Annotated in this window: 22 protein-coding genes; 12 read left to right on the top strand and 10 right to left on the bottom strand. The window is 68.6% G+C overall.

The genetic code is table 11. The features are described 5' to 3' along the window. The first annotated feature begins 3 nt into the window (after window positions 1–3). The 6 genes from AMK34_RS25885 to AMK34_RS25860 all read left to right on the top strand — a co-directional run bounded on the left by AMK34_RS25885 (window position 4) and on the right by AMK34_RS25860 (window position 5,559). Complete coding sequence (locus AMK34_RS25885) at window positions 4–456, top strand: MaoC family dehydratase (protein WP_038515372.1); 453 nt, start codon at window positions 4–6, stop codon at window positions 454–456. Window positions 457–547: 91 nt separating this feature from the next. Continuing rightward, complete coding sequence (locus AMK34_RS25880) at window positions 548–1,573, top strand: phosphotransferase family protein (RefSeq protein ID WP_038515373.1); 1,026 nt, start codon at window positions 548–550, stop codon at window positions 1,571–1,573. Window positions 1,574–1,575: 2 nt separating this feature from the next. Then, window positions 1,576–2,799, top strand: coding sequence for an acyl-CoA dehydrogenase family protein (locus AMK34_RS25875; protein WP_016333240.1), 1,224 nt, complete (start codon window positions 1,576–1,578; stop codon window positions 2,797–2,799). After that, window positions 2,796–3,977, top strand: coding sequence for an acyl-CoA dehydrogenase family protein (locus AMK34_RS25870; RefSeq protein WP_073847054.1), 1,182 nt, complete (start codon window positions 2,796–2,798; stop codon window positions 3,975–3,977). Before AMK34_RS25875 ends, AMK34_RS25870 begins: the two co-directional genes overlap by 4 nt. Then, entirely contained in the window at window positions 3,974–5,089 is a 1,116-nt protein-coding gene (locus AMK34_RS25865; protein WP_073847053.1) for an acyl-CoA dehydrogenase family protein, read from the top strand. Before AMK34_RS25870 ends, AMK34_RS25865 begins: the two co-directional genes overlap by 4 nt. A gap of 83 nt (window positions 5,090–5,172) precedes the next feature. Then, window positions 5,173–5,559, top strand: coding sequence for a DUF7715 family protein (locus tag AMK34_RS25860; RefSeq protein WP_073847052.1), 387 nt, complete (start codon window positions 5,173–5,175; stop codon window positions 5,557–5,559). A gap of 3 nt (window positions 5,560–5,562) precedes the next feature. On the opposite strand, the gene AMK34_RS25855 is transcribed toward AMK34_RS25860, so the two are convergent. The 3 genes from AMK34_RS25855 to AMK34_RS25845 form a co-directional block, all read right to left on the bottom strand. Then, the gene (locus AMK34_RS25855) at window positions 5,563–6,180 is read right to left on the bottom strand and encodes a TetR/AcrR family transcriptional regulator (protein ID WP_016333237.1); all 618 of its coding nucleotides are present in this window, start codon (window positions 6,178–6,180) and stop codon (window positions 5,563–5,565) included. Window positions 6,181–6,783: 603 nt separating this feature from the next. Then, on the bottom strand, window positions 6,784–7,767 hold the full coding sequence (locus AMK34_RS25850; protein ID WP_073847051.1) for a phosphotriesterase family protein: 984 nt from the start codon (window positions 7,765–7,767) through the stop codon (window positions 6,784–6,786). Window positions 7,768–7,772: 5 nt separating this feature from the next. After that, window positions 7,773–9,428 (bottom strand): AMP-binding protein, encoded by a 1,656-nt coding sequence (locus tag AMK34_RS25845; protein ID WP_073847050.1) that lies wholly within the window; start codon window positions 9,426–9,428, stop codon window positions 7,773–7,775. A 76-nt stretch (window positions 9,429–9,504) separates the two neighbouring features. Between AMK34_RS25845 and AMK34_RS25840 the strand changes: the two genes are divergently transcribed. Then, the gene (locus AMK34_RS25840) at window positions 9,505–10,326 is read left to right on the top strand and encodes an enoyl-CoA hydratase-related protein (RefSeq protein WP_241832850.1); all 822 of its coding nucleotides are present in this window, start codon (window positions 9,505–9,507) and stop codon (window positions 10,324–10,326) included. A gap of 37 nt (window positions 10,327–10,363) precedes the next feature. Here AMK34_RS25840 and AMK34_RS25835 read toward each other — a convergent pair whose 3' ends face one another. Further along, window positions 10,364–10,699: a hypothetical protein gene (locus AMK34_RS25835; RefSeq protein WP_073847049.1), complete on the bottom strand. Its 336-nt coding sequence runs from the start codon at window positions 10,697–10,699 to the stop codon at window positions 10,364–10,366. Between the two features lie 59 nt (window positions 10,700–10,758). Further along, window positions 10,759–10,893: a hypothetical protein gene (locus AMK34_RS43780; RefSeq protein ID WP_267284089.1), complete on the bottom strand. Its 135-nt coding sequence runs from the start codon at window positions 10,891–10,893 to the stop codon at window positions 10,759–10,761. Here AMK34_RS43780 and AMK34_RS25830 point away from each other — a divergent pair. Beyond that, on the top strand, window positions 10,883–11,371 hold the full coding sequence (locus tag AMK34_RS25830; RefSeq protein WP_037344123.1) for a beta-class carbonic anhydrase: 489 nt from the start codon (window positions 10,883–10,885) through the stop codon (window positions 11,369–11,371). The genes AMK34_RS43780 and AMK34_RS25830 overlap by 11 nt on opposite strands. A 46-nt stretch (window positions 11,372–11,417) precedes the next feature. Here AMK34_RS25830 and AMK34_RS25825 read toward each other — a convergent pair whose 3' ends face one another. Continuing rightward, complete coding sequence (locus tag AMK34_RS25825; RefSeq protein ID WP_073847048.1) at window positions 11,418–12,203, bottom strand: SDR family oxidoreductase; 786 nt, start codon at window positions 12,201–12,203, stop codon at window positions 11,418–11,420. Further along, window positions 12,200–12,991 (bottom strand): SDR family oxidoreductase, encoded by a 792-nt coding sequence (locus AMK34_RS25820; protein WP_046199779.1) that lies wholly within the window; start codon window positions 12,989–12,991, stop codon window positions 12,200–12,202. The genes AMK34_RS25825 and AMK34_RS25820 overlap by 4 nt, the downstream gene beginning before the upstream one ends. A gap of 88 nt (window positions 12,992–13,079) precedes the next feature. Between AMK34_RS25820 and AMK34_RS25815 the strand changes: the two genes are divergently transcribed. Both AMK34_RS25815 and AMK34_RS25810 read left to right on the top strand, forming a co-directional pair. Then, the gene (locus AMK34_RS25815; RefSeq protein ID WP_073847047.1) at window positions 13,080–13,694 is read left to right on the top strand and encodes a TetR/AcrR family transcriptional regulator; all 615 of its coding nucleotides are present in this window, start codon (window positions 13,080–13,082) and stop codon (window positions 13,692–13,694) included. A 158-nt stretch (window positions 13,695–13,852) separates the two neighbouring features. Beyond that, window positions 13,853–15,226 (top strand): MFS transporter, encoded by a 1,374-nt coding sequence (locus AMK34_RS25810; protein ID WP_073847046.1) that lies wholly within the window; start codon window positions 13,853–13,855, stop codon window positions 15,224–15,226. Here the strand turns inward: AMK34_RS25810 and AMK34_RS25805 are convergent. After that, window positions 15,185–16,144, bottom strand: a complete 960-nt coding sequence (locus AMK34_RS25805; protein ID WP_073847045.1) for a helix-turn-helix transcriptional regulator — start codon at window positions 16,142–16,144, stop codon at window positions 15,185–15,187. The genes AMK34_RS25810 and AMK34_RS25805 overlap by 42 nt on opposite strands. A 273-nt stretch (window positions 16,145–16,417) precedes the next feature. On the opposite strand from AMK34_RS25805, the gene AMK34_RS25800 reads away from it, so the two are divergent. Next, complete coding sequence (locus AMK34_RS25800) at window positions 16,418–16,882, top strand: nucleoside deaminase (RefSeq protein ID WP_198941739.1); 465 nt, start codon at window positions 16,418–16,420, stop codon at window positions 16,880–16,882. Here AMK34_RS25800 and AMK34_RS25795 read toward each other — a convergent pair. Continuing rightward, window positions 16,879–18,138 carry a GGDEF domain-containing protein gene (locus tag AMK34_RS25795; protein ID WP_051972582.1) on the bottom strand — a complete coding sequence of 420 codons (1,260 nt, stop codon included), beginning with the start codon at window positions 18,136–18,138 and terminating at the stop codon, window positions 16,879–16,881. The genes AMK34_RS25800 and AMK34_RS25795 overlap by 4 nt on opposite strands. 229 nt (window positions 18,139–18,367) lie before the next feature. Here AMK34_RS25795 and AMK34_RS25790 point away from each other — a divergent pair, with 229 nt between their 5' ends. After that, window positions 18,368–19,318, top strand: coding sequence for a chitinase (locus AMK34_RS25790; protein WP_038515412.1), 951 nt, complete (start codon window positions 18,368–18,370; stop codon window positions 19,316–19,318). Window positions 19,319–19,409: 91 nt separating this feature from the next. On the opposite strand, the gene AMK34_RS25785 is transcribed toward AMK34_RS25790, so the two are convergent. Next, window positions 19,410–20,978 (bottom strand): ABC transporter substrate-binding protein, encoded by a 1,569-nt coding sequence (locus AMK34_RS25785; protein WP_241832849.1) that lies wholly within the window; start codon window positions 20,976–20,978, stop codon window positions 19,410–19,412. Window positions 20,979–20,990: the final 12 nt, after the last annotated feature.

Here is a 20,990-nt window from a genome sequence, read left to right as displayed (position 1 = left end):
GCCATGCGCGAATTCGCCTCCCTGCAGGAGTTCGAGAACGCCGTCGGCGAGCACTTCGGCTACAGCGACTGGCTGACGCTCACCCAGGAACGGGTGAACCTGTTCGCCGACGCCACCGACGACCACCAGTGGATCCACGTCGACGTCGAGAAGGCCGCCGAAGGCCCGTTCGGGGCGCCGATCGCCCACGGTTTCCTGACGCTGTCGCTCATTTCGGGCTTCGTCGGCAAGCTCTACCGGGTCGACGGGCTCAAGATGGGCATCAACTACGGCCTGAACAAGGTCCGGTTCCCCCAGCCGGTCAAGGTCGGCGCGAAGATCCGGGCGGGTGCCGAACTGGTCGAGGTCACCGACGTCGCCGGCGGCAAGCAGGCCGTCGTCCGGTGGACGATCGAGATCGACGGCGAGCCCAAACCGGCGTGCGTCGCGGAAATGGTCGTCCGCCTGATCGCCTGAGAGAGTGACCTCCGGCACCTCGCCGGACCAGCCCTACCTGACATACCGACTGGTCGGTACTGTAACCGGAAAGCGAGACGCTGGAGGCACCATGAACCAGTCCGACCTGCCGGGCCTCGACCTGGCCAGGCTCAAGGCCCATCTGGACGAGCACCGGCCGGGTCTCGTCCAGGGCGACCTGAGCGGCCAGGTCGTGGAAGGGGGCCGGTCGAACCTCACCTACATCGTGGGTGACGGCCGGTCCCGCTGGGTGGTCCGCCGCCCGCCGCTGGGCCACGTCCTGCCGACGGCGCACGACATGGGCCGCGAGTACCGGGTGATCTCCGGCCTGCACGGCACGGCCGTCCCGGTGCCGGAAACCGTGCTGCTGTGTGAGGACACCGACGTCATCGGCTCGCGGTTCTACGTGATGGAGTTCGTGGAGGGCACGCCGTTCCGCTCGGACACCGAACTGGCCGCGCTGGGTCCCGCCCGCACCAAGGCGATCGCGGACGAGCTGGTCGACACCCTGGTCGCCCTGCACGCCGTCGAGCCGGAATCGGTGGGACTGGGCGATTTCGGCCGTCCCGAGGGCTTCCTGGAACGCCAGCTGCGGCGCTGGAAGAAGCAGCTCGACGGCAACCGCAGCCGCGACCTGCCGGGCGTCGACGAACTGCACGACCGGCTCGCCTCGTCGGTGCCGGAATCGGGCGAACCGTCGATCGTCCACGGCGACTACCGGCTGGACAACGTGCTGGTGAACGCCGACGACCGGATCACCGCGGTGCTGGACTGGGAGATGTCCACCCTCGGCGACCCGCTGACCGACCTCGCGCTGCTGGTGGCCTACGCCGAACGCGACAAGGTGTCCCTGCAGTTCGTGTCCAACGCCAGTTCGGCGCCGGGCTATCCGCGCAACGACGAGGTCATCGCGCGGTACGCCGAGCGCTCCGGCCGCGACGTCTCCCGCCTCAACTGGTACGTGAGCTTCGCGTTCTTCAAGCTCGCGGTGATCCTGGAAGGCATCCACCTCCGCTACAGCAAGGGGCAGACCGTCGGCGCCGGATTCGACGGCATCGGCTCGGGCGTCGTCCCCCTGATCGCGCACGGCATCGAAACGCTCAAGGAAGAGGGATAGAGATGGACTTCGCCTTCGACGCGAAAACCGAGGAACTGCGGGGAAAACTCCTCGAGTTCATGGATTCGCACATCTATCCGGCCGAGGCCGTCTTCGAGCGGCAGCTGGCCGAGCGCGACAGCGAGTGGTCGCAGCCGCCGATCGTCGAGGAGCTCAAGGCCGAAGCCCGCAAACGCGGGCTGTGGAACTTCTTCCTCCCCGGTGACCACGGCGCGGGCCTGACGAACCTGCAGTACGCGCCGCTGGCCGAGATCACCGGCCGCAGTCTCCGGCTCGCGCCGACCGCGGTGAACTGCGCGGCACCGGACACCGGGAACATGGAAGTGCTCACCATGTTCGGCACCGACCAGCAGAAGAAGCAGTGGCTGCAACCGTTGCTGGACGGCGAGATCCGGTCCGCGTTCGCGATGACCGAGCCCGACGTCGCCTCTTCCGACGCGCGCAACATCGCCACCAGCATCCGGCGTGACGGCGACGAATACGTCATCAACGGCCGCAAGTGGTACATCTCCGGCGCGATGAACCCGAACTGCAAGATCTTCATCGTGATGGGCAAAACCGATCCGGACGCGCCCGCGCACAAGCAGCAGAGCATGATCCTGGTCCCCCGCGACACCCCCGGCATGACCGTGAAACGCGGTATGCACGTGTTCGGCTACACCGACGGGGACCACGGCGGCCACGCCGAAGTGCTCTTCGAGGACGTCCGTGTGCCGGCGGAGAACCTCATCGCCGGCGAGGGCGACGGGTTCGCCATCGCGCAGGCGCGCCTCGGGCCGGGCAGGATCCACCACTGCATGCGCGCCATCGGGATGGCCGAACGCGCGCTGGAACTGATGTGCCGCCGGGCGCTCTCGCGCGAGACCTTCGGCAAGCCGATCGCCGAACAGGGCGTGGTGCAGGACTGGATCGCCGAGGCGCGGGTCAAGATCGAGCAGCAGCGGCTGCTGGTGCTGAAGACCGCGTGGCTGATGGACACCGTCGGCAACCAGGGCGCGCACACCGAGATCCAGGCGATCAAGATCTCCACGCCGATCACCGTCGAATGGATCCTCGACAAGGCCGTGCAGCTGTTCGGCGCGGGCGGGGTCAGCCAGGACTTCCCGGTCGCCGAGATGTGGGCGCAGGTGCGGACGCTGCGCCTGGCCGACGGTCCGGACGAGGTGCACAAGCGTTCGCTGGCGCACCGTGAGCTGAAGAAGTACCGCGGGGAGGCCTCGAAGTGACCACTGTGGACGATCTCAACCGGCGCGTGGCCGAGCTGCTGGCCGCGTATCCGCCGGAAAGCACGCCGCGCCAGGACTTCCTCGACGCGCGGTTCGACGCCGGGCTGGCGTGGATCCATTTCCCCGAAGGCCTTGGCGGGCTGAACGCGCCCCGCTCCCTTCAGTCCGTTGTCGACAAAGAGCTCGCCGCCGCGGGCGCGCCGGACAACGACAAACGGCGGATCGGGATCGGTCTCGGCATGGCCGCGCCGACGATCCTCGCCTTCGGAACGCCGGAACAGCACCAGCGCTTCCTACGTCCACTGTGGACCGAACGCGAGGTGTGGTGCCAGCTGTTCAGCGAGCCCGGCGCCGGTTCCGACCTGGCCGCGCTGGGCACCCGCGCGGTACGCGACGGCGACGACTGGGTGGTCACCGGCCAGAAGGTCTGGACGTCGGGCGCGCACAAGTCGCAGTGGGCCATCCTGGTCACCCGCACCGATCCCGATGTGCCGAAACACCGTGGCATGACGTACTTCCTGTGCGACATGACCGCGCCGGGCGTCGAGGTCCGGCCGCTGCGGCAGATCACCGGGGAGGCCGAATTCAACGAGGTCTTCCTCAGCGAGGTCCGCATTCCCGACGCGCACCGCCTCGGCGCGGTCGGTGAGGGCTGGAAGGTCGCGCAGACCACGCTGATGAACGAACGGGTCGCGATCGGCGGGACCGAGTTCCCGCGTGACGGCGGCATGGTCGGCGTCGTCACGGAAGTCTGGCGGGAGCGCCCGGAGCTGCGGACGTCCGAACTGCACGACAGGCTGTTGAAGCTGTGGGTGGAAGGCGAAAGCCTGCGCCTGGTGAGCTCGCGGTTGCGGCAGCAGCTCGCCGCGGGCGCGCCGGGGCCGGAGGGTTCGGCGGTCAAGGTCGCTTTCTCCGAGCTGAACCAGGCCGCGTCCGGGCTGGAGATCGAACTGCTCGGCGACGAGGGTCTGCGCTACGACGACTGGACGATGCGCCGTCCCGACGGCGTGAACTTCCTCGGCCGCGAAGCCGGCTATCGCTATCTGCGCGCGAAGGGGAACTCCATCGAGGGCGGCACCTCGGAGGTCCTGCGCAACATCATCGCCGAGCGCGTGCTGGGGCTGCCGTCCGAGCCGCGGATCGACAAGGACGTCGCCTGGAAGGACCTGCCCCGATGAGCGACCTGCTGTACTCCGAGGTCGAAGAGGACCTTCGCGCGAGCGTCCGCGACCTGTTCAAGGACCGCGCGGAACCGGCGGCCCTGATCACCAGGACCGAGACGGCGGAACCGTACGACCTGAACCTGTGGCGCACGCTCGCCGCCGACCTCGGCGCGGCGGGTCTCGCCGTCCCGGAAGCGCTGGGCGGACACGGCGCGTCGGCGCGGGAAGTCGCCGTCGTGATGGAGGAACTCGGGCGCAGCGTCGCCCCGGTCCCCTATCTCGGCAGCGCCGTCCTGGCGACGTCGGCCCTGCTGGCGACCGACACGGCGCAGGCGGAAGTGGCCGAACGGCTCGGGAAACTGGCCGCGGGCACGCTCATCGGCGCGCTGGCCGTGCCGCTGTCGACCGCGCCCGGCGCCGAGTTCCCCTCGGCGGTCACCGCGGCGGCCGACGGCACGCTCAGCGGCCGGGCCCGCAGCGTCGTCGACGCTTCGGTGGCCGAACTGCTCGTCGTCCCGGCGGTGGGACCCGACGGCCCCGGCCTGTACACGGTCGACGCGGCGTCGGCGGGGGTCACGGTCACCGAGGCGATCTCCCTCGACCTCACCCGGCGCATCGCCGACGTGACCTTGGAGAACGCGGCCGCGAAACGCGTGGCCGACGCCTCGACGGCGGCGTCCGCGCTCGACACGGCACTCGTCACCGCGGCGGGACTGCTCGCCTCGGAACAGCTCGGGATCGCCGAGTGGGCGCTGACCGAAACGGTGCGCTATCTCAAGGAGCGCTACCAGTTCGGCCGTCAGGTCGGGTCCTTCCAGTCGCTGAAGCACCGGCTGGCGAACCTGTACACGGATCTCGTCAACGCCAGGGCGACCGCGCGGTACGCCGCCGACTGCCTGGCTTCCGGTGACGACATCGCGATCGCCGTCGCGGTGGCGCAGGCCCGCAACTCCCCCATCGCCGTCCACGCGGCCGAAGAGGCGATCCAGCTGCACGGCGGGATCGGCATGACCTGGGAGCACCCCGCGCACCTGTACCTGAAGCGCGCGAAGAGCGACGAGATCGCCTTGGGCACTCCTGGGCGGCATCGCGCGGCTCTCGCGCCGCTGATCGATCTGCCCGCCTGATCCGCTCGGCGGGGTCCGCCCGGAAACTGTCGGACCCCGCCGGTACAACCCTGTTCGAACATCCGATCGAACAGGGAGACGACATGAAACTGCTCGTGGCCACCGCGAAGACCCAGGGCGCGCGGGAGAACGACTTCGCTCACTGCGTGGAAGGCGAACTGCTCTGGGTCGCCCCGCCCTGCGGCGACGGCGAGCGCTCGCCCGATTCCCGCTGCGGCTGTGGGAGGGCGTTCGGCGGACTGAGCTCGCACCGAGGGACGACGACGGCGCTCGTCGCGGATCTGCCCGATTTCACCTTCTCCGACTACGCCGACGCGTTGCGAGCGAGTCTGGCCGCCCAAGGCTGGCCGCCCGAAGCCGCCGAAGACGTGGCCACGGATCTGCTCGCCCTCGCCGCCGAATGGGAGGTGGGGACGGTGCTCGAACGCCGCGACGACTGGTTCGCCGAACGGCTGATGTCCGGGGGCTGAGCGCTACTCCGGCCGCAGCGCGGCCAGCAGCAAGTCGGCGAAGTGGTCGCCGATCTGGCGGGCCGAAAGCGCACCGCCACGCCGGTACCACGAACCGAGGTGGTGCACCGAGCCGAAGAAGAAATCGACGATCACGTCGGCCGGTTTGTCCCCGCGGAATTCGCCGGACTCCTGGCCTTCTTCGATCAGCGTGCGGAACCGCTCGTGGTACTTGCGGCGTTCCGCGCGGACGGCCTTCTGCTTCTCGACGCTGAGCTGGTGCATGGACTGCATGAAGATCGTGTTGTCGTCGAGGTTGTCGATCGTGCTGACGATGACGTCCGAGGCGGCGGAACGCAGCCGCTCCCGCAGCGGCGCCTCGCTCGAGGCCACCTTTTCCAGTTGCTCGGTCTGCGAGCGCAGCACCCGGGCGTAGATCTCGTAAAGGAGGTCGTCCTTGGAGCCGAAGTAGTGGTACATCGCGCCCTTGGTGACCCCGGCCGCCTCGACGATCTCCTGCACGGAGGTGCGGTCGAAACCCTTCTTGGCGAAGAGCTTCGTGGCGTGCGACAGCAGACGGCGCGGGACGGCGGCCTGGTCTTCGCCGCCTGCCTCGGCCTTCCGGGTGGTCGCTCGTGTCATGACCGGCTCCTTCTCGTGCGGACACTCAGCATACCGGCCGGTTTGTCGATGCACGGGAAAAGGGGACTCAAGATCGCGTGATCAGGCACGTGACTCGCGTGACTGGATGCCGTACTCGGTGTTCCGCCGCCGATCACGCGAGTCCCGGCCTCGATCACGCGAGTCCCGGCCTCGATCACGCAAGTCCCGGCTCCGCCAAGGCCCCCTTCACTGCGCTAGACGCAGTGAAGGGGGCCTTCACGTACTTCAGCTGCGAGCGGAGGGCGGCGGTGGCGTGGTGGGGCGCGTCTCGTGAGTGGCGATTCGGGTTAGAGCCGCCCGTGTCCTCGGCACCTCCCGATCCGAAGTCCGTGAAGGCCTCCTTGAGGGACCCAGAGTCCCTCAAGGAGGCCTTCACGGACTTGGAAACACCGACAGGGCGTGCGCGAAGGCGTGATTCGCGTGACTGGGAGGCGCACTCAGGGTGTTCCGCCGCTGATCACGCGAGTCCCGGCTTCGATCACGTCAGGGCGATCTCGCGTTGGTCGTGAGTGGCGATTCGGGTTAGAACCCGAATCGCCACTCACGACCACCCCAAACCCAGGCCCCCAGAACGACAGGGGGTCAATACGCGCCCCCGTGCTCGAAGAACCGCCGCGGATTGTCGACCAGCATCGTCGTTATGTCCTTTTCGGAAACCCCCGACTCCCGCAATGCGGGCAGCACGTCACGGGTGATGTGGAGGAAATGCCAGTTGGGCGCCACGGCGGCCATCTTGTCCTGCTCGAACCAGTCGATGAAACAGGAGGCGTCATGGGAGAGGACCATGCTTTCGGCGTAACCGCGCTCGCACAGCGCCGCGACCGTGGCGACCCGTTCGTCGAACGACAGCAACGGGTCGAGCCCGAACCGGTCCATCCCCAGCAGCGATCCCTTGTCGGCGATCTCGGTGAGGTAGTCGAGGTCGGTGGTGTCGCCGCTGTGGCCGATGAGGACCCTGCTCAAGTCGACGCCTTCGGAGGCGAAGACGGCCTGCTGTTCGAGGCCGCGCCGGGTGGGCGCGTGCGTGTGGGTCATGATCGGCGCGCCGGTCTGCCGGTGCGCCTTCGCGACCGCGCGCAGGACGCGTTCGACGCCGGGGGTGACGCCGGGTTCGTCGGTCGCGCATTTCAGCAGGGCCGCCTTCACCCCGGTGCCGGCGATCCCGTCCACGATGTCGCCGGTGAAGAGACCGACCAGCGGATCCTCGCCGTCGTCGAAGATGAGCCCCGGTCCGCGATGGTGCAGGTAGTGCGGGACGTCGTTGTAGGTGTAAAGCCCGGTCGCGACGATGATCCGGAGATCGGTTTCGGCCGCGACCCGCTGAACGCGCGGGATGTAGCGGCCGAGCCCGATCACGGTGGGGTCGACGATGGTGTCGATCCCGGCGGCCTTGAGTTCGTCGAGCCGCCGGATCGCGTCGGCGACGTGTTCGTCTTCGCGGAATCCGTCGTGTTCGGGGTGGTTCGCCATGAACTCGGGACTGAGCACGAACAGGTGCTCGTGCATGAGCACCCGGCCCAGCCCGCCGGTGTCGACGGGCCCGCGGACGGTTTCGACCTGCGCCATCCCGCTCAGCCCCTCTCCCGCAGTTCGCGGCGGAGGATCTTGCCGCTCACCGTCTTCGGCAGTTCGTCGAGCACCTCGATCACCCGCGGGTACTTGTACGCGGCGAGGCGTTCCTTGCAGTACGCGACGAGGTCCTGGGGGTCGGGCGTGGTGCCCGGCGCCGGGCTGATGTAGGCCTTCACGGTCTCGCCGCGGTATGCGTCCGGAACGCCGACGACGGCCGCTTCACGCACCGCCGGATGCGTGTACAGGACGTCCTCGACCTCACGCGGCCAGACCTTGAACCCGGAGGCGTTGATCATGTCCTTCTTGCGGTCGACGACGTAGACCCAGCCGCTCGGCTCCATGAAGCCGATGTCGCCGGTCAGAAGCCTGCCGCCCGGCAGCGCGGCTTCGGTCGCCTCCGGCCGGTTCCAGTAGCCGGGGATCACCATCGGGCCTTCGACGACGATCTCACCCGCCGTCCCGAACGGCTGTTCTTCACCGTTCTCACCGAGGATGCGCACGATGGTCCCCGGCACGGGCAGGCCGATCGAGATCGTGCCGGACGCTTCGTCGATGGGCGCTTCGAGGCTGCTCGGCACGACGATGCAGCCCGCGGTCGTCTCGGTGAGCCCGTAGCCGTTGTGGATGTAGTGGCCGAACCGTTCCCGGAACATGCCGACCACGGCGGGCGGCAGCGCGGCGCCACCGGAGTACAGCAACTCGAAGGAGTCGAAGTGTTCGCGGCGCACGTCAGGGTGCGCCATCAACGCCATGTACGCCGTGGACGGGCCGACCGTGTACACGGGCTTGTGCTCCAGGAAGGCGTCGAGCACCACGCCGGGCTCGAACCGGTACGCGAGCGCGAGAGTGCCGCCGATGTCGATCGCGGAGGCGATCTCGCAGACCATGCCGGTGATGTGGAACAGCGGGGCGAGACCGAACAGTGTGGCGCCCTCGCCGAGACCGCTGAACGTGCTGAGCACGGCCGCGTTCGCGCCGAGGTTGCCGTGGGTGTTCATCGCCCCCTTCGGTGTCCCGCTGGTGCCCGAGGTGTAGCTGATCAGCGCGACGTCGTCGAGGCCGAGTCCGGGGTCGGCTGGCGGATCCCCCGCCGCGGCCCGCGCCACCGTCAGCAGATCGGCGGCGCCGGGAGTCGGTTCCCGCACGGTCTTGCCGAACACGCGCGGATCGTCGCGGCCCTGCAGGTCGAGTTCACTGGTGGTCAGCGCGATGGTCACGCCGCTGCCGGGCACGAGCGGGCGGATGCGGCGGTTCCATCCGCTCTGCGAGCAGACGACCGCGCGCACCCCCGCGTCGTCGAAGACGTGCTGGAGTTCCCGCTCGCGGTACATCGGGTTGACCGGGACGACGATCCCGCCCGCCTTCCACGCGCCGAGCAACGCCAGCACGAACTGCGGGATGTTCTGCAGGACGAGGGCGAGCCGGTCGCCCGGCGCGAAACCGGAGGCCAGCAGGTGACGCGCGACGCCGTCGGAGAGCTCGTCGACCTCGCGGTAGCTCATCGTGGCGTCGAAGTAGGCGATCGCCGTGGCCTGCGGAGAGCGGTGGACCGCCCGCCGGAAAGACGCCGGGACCGTGGTCGCTTTCGGTGTCTCCGCCGCCTTCATCCGATCTTCGTAGGCGGCCAGCCATGGCTTCGCTTCGTACCGGCTCATGCAGGTTTCCTCCCTGACAAGTCTCGACGATCCCGTAAGCATCCGCTTAGTATGTCGATGACGCAAGGAGGTCGACGTGACCGATCAGCTCTCACCGTCCGAAGTGGACACTGCGGACACGGTCCGGTACGCCGTGGACGGCGCCGTCGCCACGATCACCTTCGACAAACCCGGCCGCGGCAACGCGATGGACCAGCCGATGCAGATCCGCTACGGCCGGCTGCTGGGCGAGGCGTCGGCCGATCCCGGGGTCCGTGCCGTCGTCGTCACCGGCAGCGGCCGCTCCTTCTGCCCCGGCGCGGACCTGGGGCTGCTGGAGAACATCTCCATCAGCGGCACGGGCACGCCGGAACGAGAAGGGTTCCGCGACGTCCTCGCCGCCGCGTATGCCGACGTGCCGGTGGTCGCGGCGATCAACGGCGGCTGCGCCGGGCTCGGCTTCGTGATCGCCTGCGCCGCCGACGTCCGGTTCGCCGCGGCGGGCGCGAAGTTCACCACCGCGTTCGCGCGGCGGGGCCTCATCGCCGAATACGGGGTGGCGAAACTGCTGCCCGAACTCGTCGGCCGCGGCCGGGCACTCGATCTGCTGCTCTCCGGGCGGACCTTCACCGCCGAAGAGGCGTACGAGTACGGCCTGGTGCAGGAAATCGTGCCGCCGGAAGAGCTTTCGGCGTGGGCGACGGCCTATGCCACCGAACTCGCGACCTACAGCGCGCCACGCTCCATGGCGCTCATCAAACGGCAGGTCTTTCGCGAAGCCGGGCTCTCCCTGGAGGATTCCGCCCGCGAAGCCACCGCCCTGATGCTCGAATCCTTCGGTCACCCGGAACTTCCCGAAGGCCTGGCGAGCTGGAACGAACGCCGTCCGCCGGATTTCCCGCCGTACCAAGGAGATTAGGTCGCCCCGGACACGCGTCCGGGGCGACAGAGGCGAATCAGACGGTTTCGCGCGTGGTCACCGCGTCCTTCTCCGCCGCCAAAGCGGTGCAGGTGCGCACCCACAGCTCCCAGCCGCGCAGCGCCTGGTTGCAGTTCCAGCCGGTCCAGCGTCCCGCCTGCGCGCCCTCGTTGCCGGCGCGGTTGCAGGCGGTTTTGCTGCTCCAGCCCTCACTCACCTTGCGATACGGCGTACAGGAAGCCGCCGCGACGTCTCCCGACGCCCCGGCCGCGCACGGTTCCGCGGTGCTCGCCATCGCCGATCCCGCGGTCAGCATCGACCCGGCCACGGCTGCGGCAAGCACGAACCCACGGACCACGAAACGCTTGTTCATCGTGTTTCCTCACCGCGAGCAGGACCCCCACCCCACAGTGGCCGATTCCGCGGCGAAGATCAACCGCCGCGTGGATACACGCCGTGGTGGATCAGCCGGTCCGATCCCAGTTCATGGGCGCGGTTGCGCATGCGTGCATCCGAGCGGTCCACTCGGTCGTACTCCAGCCGGAAGGGGACAACCATGTCGGTCACCGATGAACTCCTGGCCAACAACGCCGGTTACGCCGCGCGCTTTTCCGGACCACTGCCCTTGCCGCCCGCCAAACACGTGGCCGTGCTCGCCTGTATGGACGCCCGCATCAACGTCTACGGCGTTCTCGGCCTTCAGGAAGGTGAAGCGCACGTCATCCGCAACGCGGGCGGCGTCGTCACCGAGGACGAGATCCGTTCCCTCGCGATCAGCCAGCGCCTGCTCGGCACCGAGGAGATCATCCTCATTCACCATACCGACTGCGGAATGCTCACCTTCACCGACGACGATTTCAAGAAATCCATTCAGGAGGAGGTCGGCGTCAAACCGGCCTGGGCCGCCGAGTCGTTCGGCGACGTCGACGCGGACGTCCGTCAGTCGATCGCGCGAATCAAGAACAGCCCGTTCATTCCCAAGAAGGATTCCCTCCGCGGTTTCGTGTTCGACGTCGCGACGGGGAAACTGAACGAAGTCGTCTGAAACAGAAGGGACCGCGCAGGGCGAAACCGTGCGCGGCCCCGGGAGATCATTCGCCGGTGACCTGCTCCACCTTGCGCTGCAGCTTGTTCATCCCGCCGAGCCAGCGGTCGGTCTGCGTGGCCCGCGCGGCGTAGTAGTCCGCGACCTCGGGATGCGGCAGCACCAGGAAACGGTCGGCGGCGATGGCCTCGAACAACGCGTCCGCGACCTGTTCCGGCTGGATCGCCGAGGCGCCCATCAACAGTTCGCCCGCGGGGCCGGTGTTCTCCAGCATCGCCGTCCGCACGCCCTGCGGACAGATGGCCTGCACGGTGAGCCCGCGGTGCCGGTACGTCGCCGACAGCCATTCGGCGAAGGCGAGCGCGCCGTGTTTGGTCACCGAGTACGACGCCGAACCGAGGCTGGTCAGCAGTCCCGCGGCCGACACCGTCGAGATGAAGTGCCCGCGGCCGCGTTCGAGCCACGGCGGCAGGAGCAGCCGCGCGGCGCGCACGTGCGCCATGACGTTGACGTCCCAGATCCGCGCCCAGTCCTCCTCGGGCGCGTCGACGCCACCCATCGGCGCGATCCCGGCGTTGGCACAGAAGACGTCGATCTCGCCGAGGGTTTCGCGGGCCGCCTCGATCAGCGACGTGACACCCGCTTCGCTCGCGGCGTCACCGGCGACGGCGGTCCCGCCGATCTCCTTCGCGACCTCGGCCGCGGCGTCCCCGTTCAGGTCGCCGACGACCACGCGCGCGCCCTCGGCGGCGAACCGGCGGGCGAGTACGGCACCGATCCCGCCGCCCCCGCCGGTAACGACGACACCGCATCCGGTGAAGGACGTGCTCACAGGCCACCGGCCAGCGTCACGCCGCCGTCGAGGACCATCGTCTGCCCGGTGATCCAGCCGGCCTCTTCCGAAAGCAGGAACGACACGGCGCTCGCGATGTCCGCCGGGACGCCGAGGCGCTTCATCGGGTACGGCTCCGAGACCTCTTCCTCGCGGCCTTCGTACAGCGCGGTCGCGAACTTGGTCTTGACCACGGCCGGTGCGACGGCGTTGACGCGGATCTTCGGGCCCAGTTCGAAACCGAGTTCCTTGGTGAGCCGGATCAGCGCGGCCTTGCTGACGCCGTACATCCCGATCCCGGGCGACGCGCCGAGCCCGGCGATGGACGCGACGTTCACCACCGCGCCGCCGTGCTCCCCCATCCACGCGTCGCGCGCCCGGCGGGTCCACGAAAGCGGGGCGAGCACGTTGACGGCGAAGATCTTCGCGGCGGCGCCGGGGTCGACGTCCAGCGTCGGCCCGAACACCGGGTTGATACCGGTGTTGTTGACCAGCATGTCGAGCCGTCCGAACGTCTCGATGGTCTTGGCGACGGCCTCGGCCTGGTGTTCGTCGTCGTCGGCCTTGCCGGGGACGGCGATGGCGACCGCCTCGCCGCCCAGTTCGGCGACCGCCTCGGCCAGCGGCTCCGGCTTGCGCGCGGTGATGCACACCTTCGCGCCGCGCTCGACGAGGTCCTTGGCGATCCCGAGGCCGATACCCCGGCTGGCCCCGGTGACGATCGCGACGCGATCCTTGAAGGAGTGGTTCACTCTGTCGATCTCCTCTGTGTTCACTAGCGAGCGCATTCGCTAAGCGAGCGCTCACTTACAATGGGAAGGTCCGGAGGCGCTGTCAAGCCCACACTCCGGTTCGAGCGTCTGGGAGGATCTGCGGATGACCATGTCGCTGTCGGCCGAACTGTGGCCCGACGTCCAGCCGGAGACGGCACGGCGCCTGATGCTGGCCGGGGTCGAATCCTTCGCGCGGCGCGGCTATCACGCGACCACCACCAGGGACATCGCCTCGGCGGCGGGTATGAGCCCCGCGGCGCTGTACGTGCACTTCCCGTCCAAGGCCGCGCTGCTGTTCGCGATCTCGAAGTACGGCCACGAGCAGACACTCTCCCTCGTCGAGAGCGTCGTGGCACGGGAGACCGACCCGGTCGAGCGGATCCGGCTGCTGGTGGAGGACTTCGTGGCCTGGCACGCGCGGAGGCACACCGTGGCCCGCGTGGTGCAGTACGAACTGCAGGCGCTGCCCGACGAGGAGTTCGAGATCGTCGCGAAACTGCGCCGCCGCATCGAGCAGGTCGTGCGCGAGGTCATCACCGAAGGCGCCCAGGCGGGCGTGTTCACCGTCGGCGACCCGCACACCGCGGCCCGCGCCGTGCTCTCGCTCGGCGTCGACGTCTCCCGCTGGTACAGCGAACGGGCCCGCCAGACCCCCAAGAAGCTGGGCCAGGAGTACAGCGAGCTGGTGCTGCGCTTGCTCGGCACGAAACTCTCCTGACCAGTACTGATCGACCTTTCCCGGCGATACCGCCACCAGAGTGACATACCAACTGGTCGGTATCTAGAATTACCCATTGAGACGTTGACCACATACTAAGCGGTTGTTAACTTGCCCGGACTGCATCGCCGCAGCAGCGCCGAGCGAAGGGCATCCAGATGGCCGACACCGCACCGAACGCCCCCGGAACCGCCGCCGAACCGACGATCACCGTCTCCCAGCGCAGGAGGGCCGCGACCGCGGCGGCACTCGCCTCATCCGTCGAGTGGTACGACTACTTCGTCTTCGGGATCGCCGCCGCCCTGGTGTTCGGGAAGACCTTCTTCCCCACCACCAACGCGGCGGCCGGCGTCCTCGCCTCGTTCGCCACCTTCGCGGTCGGCTTCCTCGCCAGGCCGCTCGGCGGGATCATCGCGGGCAGCCTCGGCGACAAACGCGGCCGGAAACCCGTGCTGGTACTGGCGATCGCGCTGATGGGCGCGGCGACCACGCTGATCGGCCTGCTGCCGACCTACGACTCGATCGGGATCGCCGCGCCGATCCTCCTGGTGCTGCTCCGGCTCGTGCAGGGGGTCGCCGTCGGCGCCCAGTGGGGTGGCGCGATGCTGCTCGCCACCGAGTACGCGCCGCCCGGCAAACGCGGCCTCTACGGCAGTCTCGTCCAGCTCGGTGTCCCGATCGGGGTCGTGCTGGCGAACACGGTGTTCCTGGTCGCCGCACAGGTGGCGCCGCCGTCGGATTTCCTCGTGTGGGCCTGGCGGATCCCGTTCCTGGTCGGCGTCCTCGTGCTCGGGCTCGCCTGGTACATGCACGTCAAGATCGACGAGACGCCCGAATACCGCCGCGCGGAAGCGAAACTCGCCGCCGAGGAACGCGGCCGGGCCAAGTCGCCGCTGCGTGACGTCCTGCGTCACCACAAGGGAACGGTGCTGCTGGCCGGCGGTTCGTTCATGGTCAACACCGCCACCTTCTACATCCTGCTGAACGGCGTCCTCGACTACGCCACCCGCCATCTGGGCATGTCGCGGACCACCGTGCTCGTGGCGACCCTGCTGATCAGCACGCTGCAGCTGGCGATCATCCCGCTGTCGGCGAAACTGTCCGACCGGATCGGCAGGCTCAAGATCTACACCTTCGGCGCGGCGGGGGTCGCGCTCTGGGCGATCCCGATGTTCCTGCTGATCGACACGGCGTCGCTACCGCTGTTCGTGATCGCCTCGTTCGTCGGGTCGCTGTTCCTCGGCATCATGTACGGCCCGCAGGCCGCGCTGTTCGCCGAACTGTTCACCGCCGAGATGCGCTACACCGGCGCCTCGCTCGGCTACCAGATCAGCGCGGTCGTCGGCGGCGGGCTCGCGCCGTTCATCATGGTGCTGCTGCTGGAATCCACCGGCACCTCGATGTCGGTTTCGCTCTACATCATCGTGCTGGCCCTGATCTCGCTCGGCTCGATCGGCCTGCTCGCCAAACGCGCACGGTCCACTTCGGACTCAAACGACCGCGCGCGCGAAGCGGTCGGCGACCAGGCGTAGCCGCTCCTTGACCTCGTCCGGCGCCTCCTCCACGACGAAATCCACGTCCCAGTGGGCGAGGTAGTAGGGCATCACGGAGAGGTCGTTGGAACCGACCCTGACCCGGCAGGTGTGCTCGTCGATGGCCTCGATCGTCCCGGCGGTCGGGGACACGTACTCGGCGAGCGCCTCCGCCGAGGCGCTGACCCGCAGCACCATCTGGTGCGGATACGGCGACGACGTGATCCCGCGGGAGACGTAGGCAGCGAGGTCCTCGGCGGGCGGTTCCCTCGGCGTGAACCGGAAGCTGGTCGCCGGGACGCCGTCGATCCGGTCGACGCGGAAGGTCCGCCAATCGTCCCGATCGAGATCGAACGCGACCAGGTACCACCGGCGTCCGGTGTGCACCAGGCGCAACGGCTCGATGTAGCGCTCGGTGACGTCGCCACTGTGGCTGCGGTAACCGAACCGGAGCCGTTGATGGTCGCGGCACGCGGACGCGATGACCGTCAGCGCCGCCGCGTCGATGACCGGGACGACGCCGCCGAGCGGGATCATCGCGGTGTTCAGCGCGGTCACCCGGTGCCGGAGCCGGGCGGGCAGCACCTGCTCCAGTTTCGTGAGCGCGCGCACCGAGGTCTCCTCGATCCCCGACACCGTCCCGTTCGCGGCCGTGCGGAGCCCGACCGCGACCGCGACCGCCTCGTCGTCGTCCAGCAGCAAGGGCGGCAGCGCGGCCCCCGCGCCGAGCCGGTAGCCGCCCGCGACCCCGGGCGTGGCGTGCACCGGGTAGCCCAGCTCCCGCAGCCGCTCGACGTCGCGCCGGACCGTGCGGACGTCCACCTGCAGCCGGTCGGCCAGATCGGCGCCCGGCCAGTCGCGCCGCGCCTGCAGCAGGGAGAGGAGCCTCAGCAGCCGTGCCGACGTGCCCGTGGTCATCGGTTCGCTCGCTTCATGGGAGGGAGTCTGGCAGACATTCAGGACAGGTCCGGTCCGCATTGGCTTCCGAGTCGAGTCGGCACCTTCACGTGACCCAGTGGACGACACGTGTGCTCAGACGGACGACACGCGTGATCAGGTGGACGACACGCGTGATCAGGTGGACGACACGCGAGCGGCCGGGACGCCATCGCGTGTCGTCCGTCCGATCACGCGTGTCGTCCGTCCAGTCACGCGAAACCGCCCGGCCTGACGCCACTTACAAGCCGTAAGGTGGGCCAGGTGATCGATCCCGCGCAGCTGCTGTCCGTCGCCCGCGAAGAGGCCGAACTCGGCAAGGCCGAGGGCGGGGTCCCGATCGGCGCCGCCCTCTTCGACACCACCGGCGCCCTGCTCGGCCGCGGCCACAACCGCCGGGTCCAGGACGGCGACCCGTCGATGCACGCCGAGACCTCCGCGTTCCGGAACGCGGGCAGGCGGCCGCACTACCGGGACACGATCATGGTCACCACCCTCTCCCCCTGCTGGTACTGCAGCGGGCTGGTGCGCCAGTTCGGCATCGGCCGGGTGATCATCGGCGAGGCCACCACGTTCGAGGGCGGGCACGGCTGGCTCGAGGAGAACGGCGTCGAGATCACTCTGCTCGACGATCCGGCCTGCACCGCGTTGATGACCGAGTTCATCCGGGATCACCCGGAGTTGTGGTTCGAGGACATCGGCATCCCCACCGCGGACTAGTTTTCGGCCTCGAAGACGACGGTCCGGTTGCGCCCGGCCCCCTTCGCCGCGCGCATCGCCTGATCCGCCGCGCCGACGAGCCGGTCGAGCGTCTCGCCGCCGGCGGGATGCGACGACACTCCGATCGAGACCGTCGCCCCGGCGAACGTCCCACCCAATGAGACGAACGTCGAGGAGATCCGCAGCCGGATGCGTTCGGCGATCGCGTGCGCGTCGAACCGGCTCGTGCCGGGCAGCAGGACGACGAATTCCTCGCCGCCGAACCGGCCGACCAGGTCCGCCGCGCGGACCTCGGCACGCAAAGTGTCCGCCACGGCACGGAGGACGTCGTCCCCGACTTGCCTGCCGTGCCGGTCGTTGAGCCGGGCGAAGTGGTCGAGATCGAGCATCAGCAGCGAAAGATCCGCGCCACGGCCCCGAAGCAGATCGAACTGGGTGCGCGCACCGTCCAACCAGGACGACGCGGTGAGCAGCCCGGTGCCGGAATCCGTACCCGCGTGGCCGCGCAGGGCGCGCATCGTCCCGGCCCGGTGAAGTACCACGAGCGCCCCCGCGAGTACCACGGTGGCATACGGCCATTCCGCCGCCGACCACGCGAGCAGCAAGCCGAACGCGACCATCGCCGCGTCGAAGGCGAACCCCGACGGTTCCGCCCCGAATTCGGCCGCAGGCGCGGCCAAAGCGGCGTCGACGGACAGGAAAATCAGCCCCGTGGCGAAAACCAGGGCGAAACTCTCGAAATCCCTTGCCGCGTCGGCGAACGGCGGCGCGCCGAGCAGGACCGGGATGATCGAGGCACCGAGCGCCGAAAGCATGGTGGCGGAGGCCGCGAACGCCTGGCGGTGCGGAATCCCGCGCCGGATCCGGAACCAGCGGTAGCCCGCCGAAGCGGCGACGAGTACCGCGGCCAACGCGGGCGGCAGCAGCAAAGCGCCCGCGAAGATCCAGGCCGCGTCCAGTCCGGCGCCGAGCCGGGTGTCGGCACGGGATCGCTCGACGGGCCGCGAAAGCTCCGCACTGAGGATCATTCCCGCCAGCAGAGCCGAAAACGGGAGCAAGGACGACGGCGCGGGCGGCCGCAACACGAAGAGGTAGGTGGTGGCGGCGAAAGCAGCGAAGTCGACGAGGAGCAGGTACCCGATCAGGCCCCGCCTGGGTAGTTCCCACAGGCTCCAGGACCCCAGTATCCGCCGCGGCGCGGCGAGCCGGTCTCTCCGGCCGCGGCTTCCGGTCGCCATCAGGGAGTCCCCCACCATTTCGGCAAACTAGCCGGTAATCGCGATGGTGTCGATCCGCTTTCCGGGTCATCACCCCCCTACTAAGGTCGGTCGTTTCCGCCAGGATTCCCGGTGAATTCTTGACAGTCCTCAATGGTCTAGTCCACTGTGAGTGAGCACACGGTGACCTCCCGGTTGATACGCCGCGTCAAGACGGAGGTGCTCCACACCTGCGCGCCTCGCCGCGCGCGTACCAGTTGGAGGACCTATGAAATCGCTACGACGCTGGGCGACACTGGCCACCGCCGCGGGCGCCGCTCTCGCCACGACCGTCGGCCTCGCCCCCGTCGCCTCGGCTGCCCCGGATCCGGTGCTCGCCTCGCCCTATCTGTACCAGTGGTCGGGACAGACGGACCCGATCGCCGCGATGAACGCCACCGGGGTCAAGGCCTTCACCCTCGCGTTCGTCCTCTCCGACGGCGGTTGCAACCCGAAATGGGACGGCAGCCGTTCCCTCACCGGCTCCGACGCCACGCTGATCAACAACATCCGGGCCAAGGGCGGCGACGTCATCCCGTCGTTCGGTGGCTGGTCCGGGACGAAGCTCGGCCCGAAATGCGGCACCGCCGCGGCACTCGCCGGCGCGTATCAGAAGGTCATCGACGCCTACAAGCTCAAGGCGATCGACCTCGACATCGAGAACACCGACGAGTTCGAGAACTACACCGTCCAGGACCGGATCCTGAACGCCGTCAAGATCACGAAGCAGAAGAACCCAGGCCTGCGCGTGGTCATCACCATCCCGACCGAGGTGGGCGGCCCCAACTCGCACGGCAAGCGGCTGATCAACCAGTCGAAGGCGCTCGGCGCGGGGGTCGACGCGTGGTCGGTCATGCCGTTCGACTTCTCCAGCGGCGGCGACATGGCCGGCAAGACCCGCAGTGCCGTGGACGGGCTGAAGAACGTCGTGAAGTCCACCTTCGGCCTGAGCGACGACGCGGCCTACCGGCGCAGCGGGCTTTCGTCGATGAACGGGAAGACCGACGTGGCGGGCGAAACCGTCAGCGTCGCCGACTTCCGCGCGATCCGCGACTACGCGGCGAGCAAACATCTCGCCCGGCTGTCGTTCTGGGCGGTCAACCGCGACTGCAACAACTGCGCGGGGATCTCGCAGGGCAAGTACGACTACACCAAGATCGTCGCGGGTTACACCGGCTGACTTCCGTTCCCCACCGGTGTCAGTCCGTGAAGGCCTCCTTCCCTACTCTCAGGGTAGGGAAGGAGGCCTTCACGCTTTCGGGCCGAGAACCTCAGCGACCGCAGTCCGCGTTCGTGTTCAGCGGCCGTCCCCGTGACCACACCAGATCGACCGGATGCACCGAACCGTCCGGGTCGATCGACAGGATCGGCAGCGCCTTGTCGAGCTGGTTCCCCGTCGCCTGATCGAACGCGACGAACCCGGTCGCGCCGGGTACCGGGGAGTTGCAGTCGATACTGCGCAACACGTCCGGCACCGAAACGGGATCCGACGACACGTTCTGTACCGCGGCTTCGACGGCCGCCGCGACCGCGTCGTGCTCGATCATCGCGGCACCGTCCCACAGTTCCGCCTGGGGAAAACCGTGGGTACCGGTGAATTCGGCGACGAAGTTGTCGTAATTCTTCTTGTACGTCGGATGCGCCGGATCGGCGGTGAACATATCCCACTGGTCGGGATACGCGAGCGCCGTGTAGCGGAGCCGGACACTGATGTCCTTGTTCAGCTGCAAGGGTTTCCCGGCGAGCGTGCTCGCGTCGTCGCCCGTCATCACGGTCACCGTGTCGAGCCCTTCACAGGCGCCATCGCCCGCCAGCGCCGCCACGAGGGCACCGAGGTCCAGTCCACGGCCGGCGAAGTAGATCAGGTCGGGTCTCGCACCGCAGATGTCGTTGTGCCACCTGCTGAACAGCCCTCGCAGGTACGCCTCGCGCGAAGTGTCGGTGAGCGGTTTGACGTCATAAGTCTTCGTGAAGATCACCGGGACCTTCGAGGAGCTCTGGAAGGCTTCGGCGAGCGTGGTCGCGTAGGTGTCCTCCTTGCTGACGCCCTGGATCATCATCACGCGCTTGAAACCGTGCGCGGCGATGTATCCGGCCGCGGCGCGGGCCTCGTCGGTGTTGGTCGGGCCGACGCGGAAGAAGTTGTCGATCCGTACGCCCTTCGGGTCGGTGTTCATGTTGTCCGCGGTGACGGTCGCGCCGATCGTGGCGATCCCGTGCCGGGACAGTTCGGCCACCAGCGCCCGGCTGCTCTCCGTGCTGATGCCGATGTCGGTGACCGCCACGATGCGCTGGGCGGCGGCCGCGGCGACGATCTCGTCTGCGACGACCTGCCAGTGCTCGGCGTTGCTCCCGTAGTTGGCCAGCAGGAGCTTGATCCCCGGCGGACCGTTCTTCGGCCACGCGGCGGTGATCGCGCCCTGGATCTCCCGCCGGACGAACGGGAACGGCTGGCTGTCGACCTTCGGATCGGGCGCGAGGTTCTCCAGCACCACGATGGTCTTGAAGTTCTCACCCGCCATCTCGTTGCGGCCCTTGATGAGTTTCTCCAACGGGTCGAGCGGATCGTCCTCCCGCATCGGACCCGAGTCGAGGTTCAGCCCGACGCAGACGTACGACGTGCCGATCGACTCCTCGTCCGCGTCCACCGCGCGCAGGCCGGGACCGCAGGACTCCCACGGGCTGATCGACACCAGCGCGGCACCCAGCAGCACGACGACGATCGCGATCAGCAGCACCCGATGGCGGTGCGCCCAGCCGCGCGGCCGCACCGGTGGTCCCGTCGCCGCGCGTTCACGGGCCGCGGACATACGTGTTCTCAACGAATCGAGCCAGGACATGACGGAGTTCCG

The sequence above is a fragment of the Amycolatopsis sp. CB00013 genome, assembly GCF_001905755.1.
Taxonomy (GTDB): Bacteria; Actinomycetota; Actinomycetes; order Mycobacteriales; family Pseudonocardiaceae; genus Amycolatopsis; species Amycolatopsis japonica.
The sequence above is the reverse complement of the archived record's forward strand: the minus strand, read 5'-3'. Positions and strand labels throughout refer to the sequence as shown.

Excerpts from the sequence above, each read along its gene's own strand:
- AMK34_RS25850 (WP_073847051.1), bottom strand. The coding sequence starts at position 7,767 with ATGGCGCAGGTCGAAACCGTCCGCGGGCCCGTCGACACCGGCGGGCTG.
- AMK34_RS25790 (WP_038515412.1), top strand. The coding sequence starts at position 18,368 with ATGAAATCGCTACGACGCTGGGCGACACTGGCCACCGCCGCGGGCGCC.
- AMK34_RS25860 (WP_073847052.1), top strand. The coding sequence starts at position 5,173 with ATGAAACTGCTCGTGGCCACCGCGAAGACCCAGGGCGCGCGGGAGAAC.
- AMK34_RS25820 (WP_046199779.1), bottom strand. The coding sequence starts at position 12,991 with ATGCGCTCGCTAGTGAACACAGAGGAGATCGACAGAGTGAACCACTCC.
- AMK34_RS25810 (WP_073847046.1), top strand. The coding sequence starts at position 13,853 with ATGGCCGACACCGCACCGAACGCCCCCGGAACCGCCGCCGAACCGACG.
- AMK34_RS25805 (WP_073847045.1), bottom strand. The coding sequence starts at position 16,144 with ATGACCACGGGCACGTCGGCACGGCTGCTGAGGCTCCTCTCCCTGCTG.
- AMK34_RS25835 (WP_073847049.1), bottom strand. The coding sequence starts at position 10,699 with ATGAACAAGCGTTTCGTGGTCCGTGGGTTCGTGCTTGCCGCAGCCGTG.
- AMK34_RS25830 (WP_037344123.1), top strand. The coding sequence starts at position 10,883 with ATGTCGGTCACCGATGAACTCCTGGCCAACAACGCCGGTTACGCCGCG.
- AMK34_RS25865 (WP_073847053.1), top strand. The coding sequence starts at position 3,974 with ATGAGCGACCTGCTGTACTCCGAGGTCGAAGAGGACCTTCGCGCGAGC.
- AMK34_RS25795 (WP_051972582.1), bottom strand. The coding sequence starts at position 18,138 with ATGGTGGGGGACTCCCTGATGGCGACCGGAAGCCGCGGCCGGAGAGAC.
- AMK34_RS25815 (WP_073847047.1), top strand. The coding sequence starts at position 13,080 with ATGACCATGTCGCTGTCGGCCGAACTGTGGCCCGACGTCCAGCCGGAG.
- AMK34_RS25845 (WP_073847050.1), bottom strand. The coding sequence starts at position 9,428 with ATGAGCCGGTACGAAGCGAAGCCATGGCTGGCCGCCTACGAAGATCGG.
- AMK34_RS25785 (WP_241832849.1), bottom strand. The coding sequence starts at position 20,978 with ATGTCCTGGCTCGATTCGTTGAGAACACGTATGTCCGCGGCCCGTGAA.
- AMK34_RS25875 (WP_016333240.1), top strand. The coding sequence starts at position 1,576 with ATGGACTTCGCCTTCGACGCGAAAACCGAGGAACTGCGGGGAAAACTC.
- AMK34_RS25855 (WP_016333237.1), bottom strand. The coding sequence starts at position 6,180 with ATGACACGAGCGACCACCCGGAAGGCCGAGGCAGGCGGCGAAGACCAG.
- AMK34_RS25885 (WP_038515372.1), top strand. The coding sequence starts at position 4 with ATGCGCGAATTCGCCTCCCTGCAGGAGTTCGAGAACGCCGTCGGCGAG.
- AMK34_RS25880 (WP_038515373.1), top strand. The coding sequence starts at position 548 with ATGAACCAGTCCGACCTGCCGGGCCTCGACCTGGCCAGGCTCAAGGCC.